The sequence below is a fragment of the Vibrio sp. 2134-1 genome (assembly GCF_033339495.1).
On the sequence record NZ_JAWOUS010000335.1, the window covers coordinates 1 to 765 of the forward strand.

Sequence of the window (765 nt, forward strand, 5' to 3'; positions counted from 1 at the left end):
CTGAGCAACTGGGCGAACTAGGCTTTACGGTTCACAAACTTCCTGTACCAGAACACATTTCTAATGGCTTCAACGTGTACGCACGTTTAGAAGGAAAAAAAGAAGGCTCAATCCTAATGAGCTGTCACATGGATACGGTAACGCCGGGCATTGGTATCGAACCAATCATCGAAGACGGTATCATCCGCTCGAAAGGCAACACCATTCTTGGCGGTGACGACAAATCTGGCATCGCTGCCATCATGGAAGCAGTGCGCTGCATCCAAGCTGAAAACCTAGAACACAAAACGCTCGAATTGGCGTTCACTGTACATGAAGAAGGTGGCCTGTTCGGTTCTGAATACTTCGATATGTCTCACGTAACCTCAACAGAAGCGATCGTACTGGACACAGGTGGCCCAATTGGAACTATCGTAACGGCTGCTCCGGGCCAACAAAAGATCGTCGCAACCATCAAAGGCCGCCCTGCACATGCAGGTCTTGCGCCGGAAGAAGGCATCAGCGCGATCATGGTTGCGGCAGACGCAATCAACCAAATGAAACTGCTTCGCATCGACGAAGAAACCACAGCGAACATCGGCATGGTCAACGGTGGTCAGGCAACCAACATTGTGATGCCAGAGCTTAAAATCGTTGCTGAAGCTCGCTCTCTAAATGGAGAGAAGCTAGAAGCACAAGTCAAACACATGATTTCAACATGTGAGTCGGGATGCGAAAAACATGGCGCAGAAGTCGAAATCGAATCTAGCCGCGCGTACGACGCCA

General features: G+C 50.1%; 1 protein-coding gene. It reads left to right on the top strand.

All coding sequences use genetic code 11. The annotated features are described in order from the left end of the window. On the top strand, positions 1–765 hold a 765-nt coding region (locus tag R7R78_RS25825), incomplete at both ends, for a M20/M25/M40 family metallo-hydrolase (protein WP_225474580.1).